Raw genomic sequence first — 6,913 nt, forward strand, 5'->3', positions numbered from 1 at the left:
CCATGCCATGCCATGCCATGCCGCTGCCGAAGCCGAAGCCGAAGCCGAGTTCCTGCCGCAGGTCTTCCCGGAGGATGCCCGTGAGCAGTACAGACAGGAGCCAATCAATGCAGGCCGGCCATCAACGGAGCGTCTGCGACCGCCTTTGGGTGACGGCATGAACGCGGGAATCAACGGCTCCAGCGCTGACTGTTGATTTCGTGTCTTGCCATGACCTCGAGATGTGGGACTTTCGACATGATGTCCAGGTTGTGTTGGCGACTCCAAAAACGCAACATAAGCAAGGACGAGAAGAGTCATTGGGTCCGGAGATACGTGGGATCACTCTAGTTAGGAATTCCCGACATCCTGACGATGAGACGTAGGCACACTGAACAAGCCGGTGGCCTTGACTGGCCGTTGCGCCGTTTCCTCGTAGTCGCGAGTAGCCACTCTAGTATTCGGATTAGCCTGCCGAGCCTTATGGCGACTGTCGGCCTCACGTTGCCGCCTTTCTGTCGAGGAATTGTATTGCGTGACATTTTTCTCTTTGGTAATCACATTTATCAGCTCAATGCCGAGTGAATAAACTTTCTCCTTCTTCGCGTTGCTATGGCTTTGCTGCACGCCGACCGAAAGCTGCGCGAATTTTTTTTTCAGACCATCGAGCTGTTTGTTTGCTTGATCACGCCTGCAGGGGTTATTCAGGGCGGCTTTAACGTCGCGGAGATCATTTGCAAATTTTCTGATATCTGCGCGATGTGTATGATTGTCGTTGTTCCGCGCGCTGCAAGTCCCGGGTATGTGAATGTTCCCGATATGCATAACGAACTCCTAAATTGATCGGCTAAAAAAATATGAGTCAAGTATGAACCCGGCACGAAACATCTGCCTTCAAAAATCGATCATGCACTGCTGCAATTTCCCCTCGTGCGGTGCCCCAGAGCTTTTTGGCTTGGGCGGCGACAAGCGATCGTGGCGTGTGGGAATGCGGGCACAAGAGCCGATCTTCGGGGCGGATTTTTTGTCTGCGCTCAACATGGGTGCACTCCTGCGGGTGGAAGTCCCGCCATAAGCTGATCACGGCAAATGATGTGAAGTGCAACTGTACGACGGCTACGGAGCGCAAGCTGTTTGGCAGGAATGGACTCAGTTCCATGAGCATCGACGGTGCATGCTAAGCGCTGGTAATGAGAGATCAATCAAGGGAATTTATTTTGGTTTGAATGTTTGGGATTGCGTCAAATTTCTACACGGTTCCTGAGAATTCCGATGGTCAAGTAGGAGGCCAGGCATGCAAGGATTGCATTGGTTAAGTCGAATTTTCAGTGACAGAATAGAATTCCGTGAAAGATGCTGGTTTTTGTTGGGTTGGTTCTGGTCGTTGAAATTTGCTTTGTGCTGCGAAAATCGAAATCGAATGTGTGTTCGAGGGGGGTAAAATTTTTAAGGTTTGGGTCGTGTCGTCAGTGTGGGGGGCTATTTAAAGTGAATGACTCTGCGTGTTGATCGCATCGAGCTTGCGTCATGTTGCGTGGGAAATTTCCATGGCAGCCGTTTTCCATCGTCTGGAGTCGCTTGTTGCAAAAAAGTACTTGAAGGATTGTGCTTTATTCCGATTCCTGGATTTTGTGATTGTATTTTAATGGAGAATCAAAGTGAAAACATTGGCAATTGCGGTTGTATTGTTGGCTTCAGGCGCGAGCTTAAGCGCGTATGGTCAAGACGCCTTGGCGAGCGCAGCGCAAGTCGTACTTGAAAGTGCGCCGCCCATTCAAATGAAAGGTCGTATCGTTGCGATTGACGCTGCCGCACGAATGTTGACGCTAAAAGGAAGGCGCGGCAACTACGTGTTCGTTGCGGTTGGCACTGAGGCTACTGGTTTTGATGAGTTGAAAATTGGTGACACCATCGACGTGCTCTATAAAGATGCGCTGCTTGTCACGGCAAACAAGGTTAAGAATGACCCCGGCATTCGGGAAAAGATCGAGACCGTAACCTATGCACCAGGCAGCGCTGGCTACAAGGCATCCCGGCGCATTGAGGTGATTGCCTCTGTTTTGAAGGTCGACCGCATACATCGCCTCGTGACATTGCGTGGTGCTACTGCAACGCAAACGCTGACTGCGGCTCCGGACATTGCGCTGGATGATCTGAAAACTGGGGATACGATTCACGCTGTGTTCCAATCTGCAACGGCTGTAAAGATTACTTCTGCCGCATCGCGGCAACACTAATGCCATTTTTACCCAAGGCAAGCGTTGCATTACCACGGGTGCTTGCCGATCTCCATCTGCCAGTGCACGTATCTGGCAGTTGTGCTTTTTACGTTCACTCTTTAACCAGGAGATTTCCATGGGGGCCCGGTCGTGGATCCATATCCCGCATTTCGTATTTACCTTCGCGATGCTTGCATGCCCGGTTGCCATGACCCTTGGCATTGCACCGGCGACATCGCTCGCACAGGCGCAAGCGCACCTTTCAAACCCGCAACTTGATGCACTGACCGCTCCAGTGGCGCTCTATCCAGATGCGCTACTCGCACAGGTTCTGATGGCCGCAACTTTTCCACAACAAGTCCAGGCGGCTGCGACATGGTCTGCCTCGCATGCAAGCATGACTGGCGATAATGCCGTTAAGGCGGTCGCATCCGAAGTTTGGGATCCGAGTGTTCAGTCGCTCGTCGCTTTCCCGCAGGTGCTTGCGATGATGGCATCGAAGCCAGACTGGGTCACGCAACTGGGCGACGCATTCCTTGCGCAACCCAATGACGTGATGGATTCAGCTCAGCGCTTGCGACGAGCGGCACAACAAGCTGGCTACCTTGCGTCGAATAGCCAGCAGAAGATAATTGTTGAACAAAGCACGATTCAGGTTCAGCCGGCCAATCCGCAGGTGCTGTATGTTCCAACATACAATCCAACGGTGGTCTACGGGGCGTGGCCTTATCCAGCTTATCCCCCGGTTTATGTCCCGCCGCCTCCGGGATTTTCTTTTGCAAACGGCCTTGCGGCGGGTATCGGCTTTGGCGTGGGAATTGCGATAACGAATTCACTCTGGGGCGGGTTCGATTGGAACCATCACAATGTCAACATTAACGTAAGCCACTACAACAGTATCAACGTCAATCACCGAATCAATGTGACGTCCAATACGGCGCACTGGGATCGGAGGGCGACATATACGAGTCGCCACATCGATACGGATCGTAGAGAGCGCGATGCATACCTCAACCGAGACGAATCCAGAACACACGCACGTCAGACGCTCGAGTCGCGTACTGGACAGCCGATGACCGGATCGGCCCACGAGCGTGTCGACGAAATTCATCATGGAGGAAGAGAGCGAAGCGGCTCCGTAGAATCTCGCCAAGATCGGTCTGATACACATCAGCCCGCACGGGAGCTCAACAGTGATGGTCCGCTGCGCGGCGCGGGTGACGGAATGACAAGCAGAGCAGAGATTCAACGTGGGCAGTCAAGCCGACAGACCGCGAGTAGCGCTGGAGTGAGTCGGCCATTCCGGACAGATACGATGTCGCCACATCAACGCCTCGGCGAGACGCGAAGCTTCGGTCGACTGCATTAATCAACAAGAGGAGTTGCCAATGAATTGCGCCCATTTGAATGTTAGCCGATCGGCGGGTCATATCATTTGTGAGTTAGTGCTTCGTGTCATTCACCTGTTCGCCGTCCCGGCAATGCTTCTGATCCCTCCGCAGGTCGCACATGCTCAGGCGATCTACACGACTCCCTCCGCCGCATCAAATGCATTCGTTGACGCACTGGCAAGCAACGATTTGGGAGCGCTTCGGATCATATTCGGTAAAAAGACGCGGACGATCATACCGGCAGAAGGATTCGATCCAAATGATATCGATGAATTTCTTGGCGCATGGGCAAAGCGCCATCAAATCGTATACGATGCGGCGCCCGCGGGAACTGCTGTCAGGGCACATCTGATGGTGGGTGCCACCGACTGGGTGCTGCCGATTCCGCTTGTACACAATGCGGCCGGTTGGAGCTTTGATCTTGATGCAGCTCGTGACGAAATCCTGACGCGCACTATTGGTCGCAACGAGAACGCCGCGATGCTTACATCGCGTGTCTACGTAGATGCCCAGCACGATTACCATGGCTTATTCGGAGTGTACGCACAACGCCTCGTCAGCAAACCTGGGAAGCGCGACGGTCTGTATTGGCCGGCTTCTTCAGGTGAAGCCGTTAGCCCATTCGGTCCGCTCGCAGCAATGATGGAGAGAGGTACGGCAGTGCATGACGCTTATCATGGTTATCACTATCAAATTCTAACGGCGCAGGGCCCGCACGCGCCAGGTGGCGTGCGCGACTACGTTGAGCGAGGTTCAATGACGGCAGGTTTTGCATTAATTGCATGGCCGGCGGTCTACGGTGAGACCGGCCTAACTACATTTATTATTAACCAGGATGGCAGGCTATATCAGAAAAATCTGGGACCGCGAAGTGCGCAAATTGCGCAATCCTTTACCAAGTTCGATCCAGATCCTTCATGGCAGTTGATCAGTCCGTGAATAACCAATCCAATGGCGTATCGGCGTGAGCTCGACACAGGTGGTTATATATCCGAGGGAACTCCGCCGAATCATTGCGACGAGTGCCTGGTTGTGGCGCTTGTCCTGTTGGACCTCGCGAGCGCAATAGTATCCGCGATACTTGTGTTGACGGCTAAGACCCGCTAACACAAGTCATCCACGAAGTGGGAGCAAATGACGGCGGCGGCGAGCTTGAGCAGCGCGGTATGAATATCGAGCCGCCGCTCGAAGCGGATTCGCAATTTGGAAGCGGATTCGCAGTTTGTCAAGGCCAGCAAACCATGCGTGTGTCCGCTCGACCACCTATCTGTGACTGCCAAGGCGGTCTTTGCTCTCAATGCCTTTGCGAGCGATTCGAGCCGTGATGCCGCGTCGGCGTAAATCACTTCGGCATCCACGGCAGTCGTAACCCTTGTCGGCATGCAGTTTGTCCGGACGCTTGCGTGGTCGCCCATTCAGGCCCGGCACGGGCGGAATCGCATCCAACGTCGACTCGAAAGCCTTCGAATCATGCCGGTTTGCACCCGTCACGGTAATCGCCAACGGAATGCCTTGGGCGTCGACAATGACGTGTCGCTTGCTGCTTAGCTTGCCCCGGTCAATCGGGTTCGGGCCGGTTTCCTGGCCATGGGCGACAAGATACGGCCCGCGATGCACCTTGCCCAGTTGTGTTAGCGGCTCTAATTGGGGCCTGTATCGTGTGAGTTGCTGAGATATTTCACATTTTCACTTTCTAGCGTGTGATCGGTTTTTGAAGGTGCGTGGGATTGCTGTGTGTTTAAATGGGGCGTGAAAGTCGAATTGTCATATGTTGGTTGCGAATGGCGAAGCGCGAGGTGTCTATTCGCGCATTTTAAGTAAGCGGAGTGCGAGTAATGTCTGATGATATTGGAGGTGGTTATGTTTGGGGTATCGGATAATTATGCTGCGTATTATAGGGCGACAAGATTTGAGTCTAATTGCGTGTGCCAAAAATATGCGCCTTCTAATGAAGTTTCTGCGCACTTGACTTCTGTGAAAAATTGTAGGGGTGGGGTGAGGAAAGTGGTAAATTTTTCTTCAAACAAATTAATGGAGCGAGTGCGCCGGATGTGGGGTAGATTTAAGGGTGCGATGTGTGGGGTGACTGGCGTTTCAGCTTATTTCAACTCAGAATCCACAAAAGATACGATGGCTTGCACGCCAAAATATGATGAGATGCTTAGATGGGCGATATTTGATCCACTTGAGAAGACTCTTTCGATGGAAAAGAGGCTTGCACTGATCGACTGCATGAATGAGCCTACACCAGAAAACATTCATAAATTTTTTCAATCCGGCGAATTCCTTACCGCGAACAGTAAGAGTCCAGATGATGCGAGTGGTGTGCTCAGAACACTAATGGCATGGCTCGATTTCCCGCAAAAAGTCGACGACGTTGAGTGGCTGGATTCTGATTTTAAGATGCAGGCGTGTGAAATTTACAATGAAAAAGTTGGTGATGCAAAATTTGGAGACTGGTGCAGCAGTGAGCAATTCAAACGGTTTTTGAGTGGGGCGGAGAAGGATTGTGAAAAGCAACGAGAAATTTTCCTTTGTTTGAAGGATTTGATAATGCGAAGCTTCTCGCTTATCGAAAAAATTTGTGAGGGCCGGGAGGTTGAGCGAAACATTGATGGAACTGGTCGATACAAAGTCATGCCTCTTCAGATGCCTGACGTAGTTGGGGTTGAGCGATGTAGAGTTGATGCAGATGCAGAAATCGTAAGCGGAACAAAGGACGGGGAATTGTTAGAAGCTGATATAGCGGCAAACAACACAGATATCCATGGTGTCCGCGATCACGCGCAGCCGACAAGTGTCGATTTTAGTGCCGAGAGTATCGCGGAGTCGCAGATTTATGACTCCAACAACATGTCGTTCCATCAGAAGATATCTATGTTTGAAACCTTGTCGTCGTTTGATAATCAAGATCGGCGGTCAGGCGATAGCAAGTTGTCGTCGCTGTCACGGAATTCGATATCGCCGAAAATTCGAGAGTTGCAGGAAAAATTTCGAGGTCCGTGAGTCACCAATAATGCCATATGTGCGGAAGCCATCGAAGAGAGTGGCGACCCGCTAAGAGACGGTTTCATAAAGACTGGTCGGCCCGCCGAAGGGTATTCCAGCAGATCAGGCGGCAACCGAGTTTGAGGAACGCGCCGTGAATGTCGGCACGGCGCTCGAAACGAATGGGGAGACGACGGAAGTGGTGCAGCCAGGCATACGTGCGTTCAACGACCCAGCGATATTTGCCAAGGCCGCTGCCATGTTCGGTACGGCGCTTGGCGATCACCGGCTCGATACCGCGATCGCGCAACGCATCGTCGATGCCGCTCGGAGTCG

Annotated in this window: 5 protein-coding genes and 3 pseudogenes; 5 read left to right on the forward strand and 3 right to left on the reverse strand. The window is 52.3% G+C overall.

Features of this window, described 5'->3' with window-relative positions; translation table 11 throughout:
- Window positions 1–196, forward strand: a pseudogene (locus tag VL15_RS43450) (hypothetical protein); the annotation flags it as partial.
- Between the two features lie 134 nt (window positions 197–330).
- Here the strand turns inward: VL15_RS43450 and VL15_RS42405 are convergent.
- Complete coding sequence (locus VL15_RS42405; protein WP_155420394.1) at window positions 331–804, reverse strand: hypothetical protein; 474 nt, start codon at window positions 802–804, stop codon at window positions 331–333.
- 833 nt (window positions 805–1,637) lie between these two features.
- Here VL15_RS42405 and VL15_RS37485 point away from each other — a divergent pair.
- From VL15_RS37485 to VL15_RS41330, 3 genes are all read left to right on the forward strand, one after another.
- Window positions 1,638–2,216: a hypothetical protein gene (locus VL15_RS37485; protein WP_329955988.1), complete on the forward strand. Its 579-nt coding sequence runs from the start codon at window positions 1,638–1,640 to the stop codon at window positions 2,214–2,216.
- A gap of 118 nt (window positions 2,217–2,334) precedes the next feature.
- Window positions 2,335–3,567, forward strand: a complete 1,233-nt coding sequence (locus VL15_RS41325; protein ID WP_080971085.1) for a DUF3300 domain-containing protein — start codon at window positions 2,335–2,337, stop codon at window positions 3,565–3,567.
- Between the two features lie 19 nt (window positions 3,568–3,586).
- Window positions 3,587–4,528 (forward strand): DUF2950 domain-containing protein, encoded by a 942-nt coding sequence (locus VL15_RS41330; protein ID WP_080971086.1) that lies wholly within the window; start codon window positions 3,587–3,589, stop codon window positions 4,526–4,528.
- A gap of 164 nt (window positions 4,529–4,692) precedes the next feature.
- Here VL15_RS41330 and VL15_RS37495 read toward each other — a convergent pair.
- Window positions 4,693–5,176 (reverse strand): annotated as a pseudogene (locus tag VL15_RS37495) (IS5 family transposase); the annotation flags it as partial.
- A 273-nt stretch (window positions 5,177–5,449) separates the two neighbouring features.
- Here VL15_RS37495 and VL15_RS42410 point away from each other — a divergent pair.
- Window positions 5,450–6,595, forward strand: a complete 1,146-nt coding sequence (locus VL15_RS42410; RefSeq protein ID WP_230684615.1) for a hypothetical protein — start codon at window positions 5,450–5,452, stop codon at window positions 6,593–6,595.
- A 64-nt stretch (window positions 6,596–6,659) separates the two neighbouring features.
- On the opposite strand, the pseudogene VL15_RS41335 reads toward VL15_RS42410, so the two are convergent.
- Window positions 6,660–6,913 (reverse strand): annotated as a pseudogene (locus tag VL15_RS41335) (transposase); the annotation flags it as partial.

Source organism: Burkholderia cepacia (assembly GCF_001039005.1).
GTDB classification, from domain to species: domain Bacteria; phylum Pseudomonadota; class Gammaproteobacteria; order Burkholderiales; family Burkholderiaceae; genus Burkholderia; species Burkholderia theae.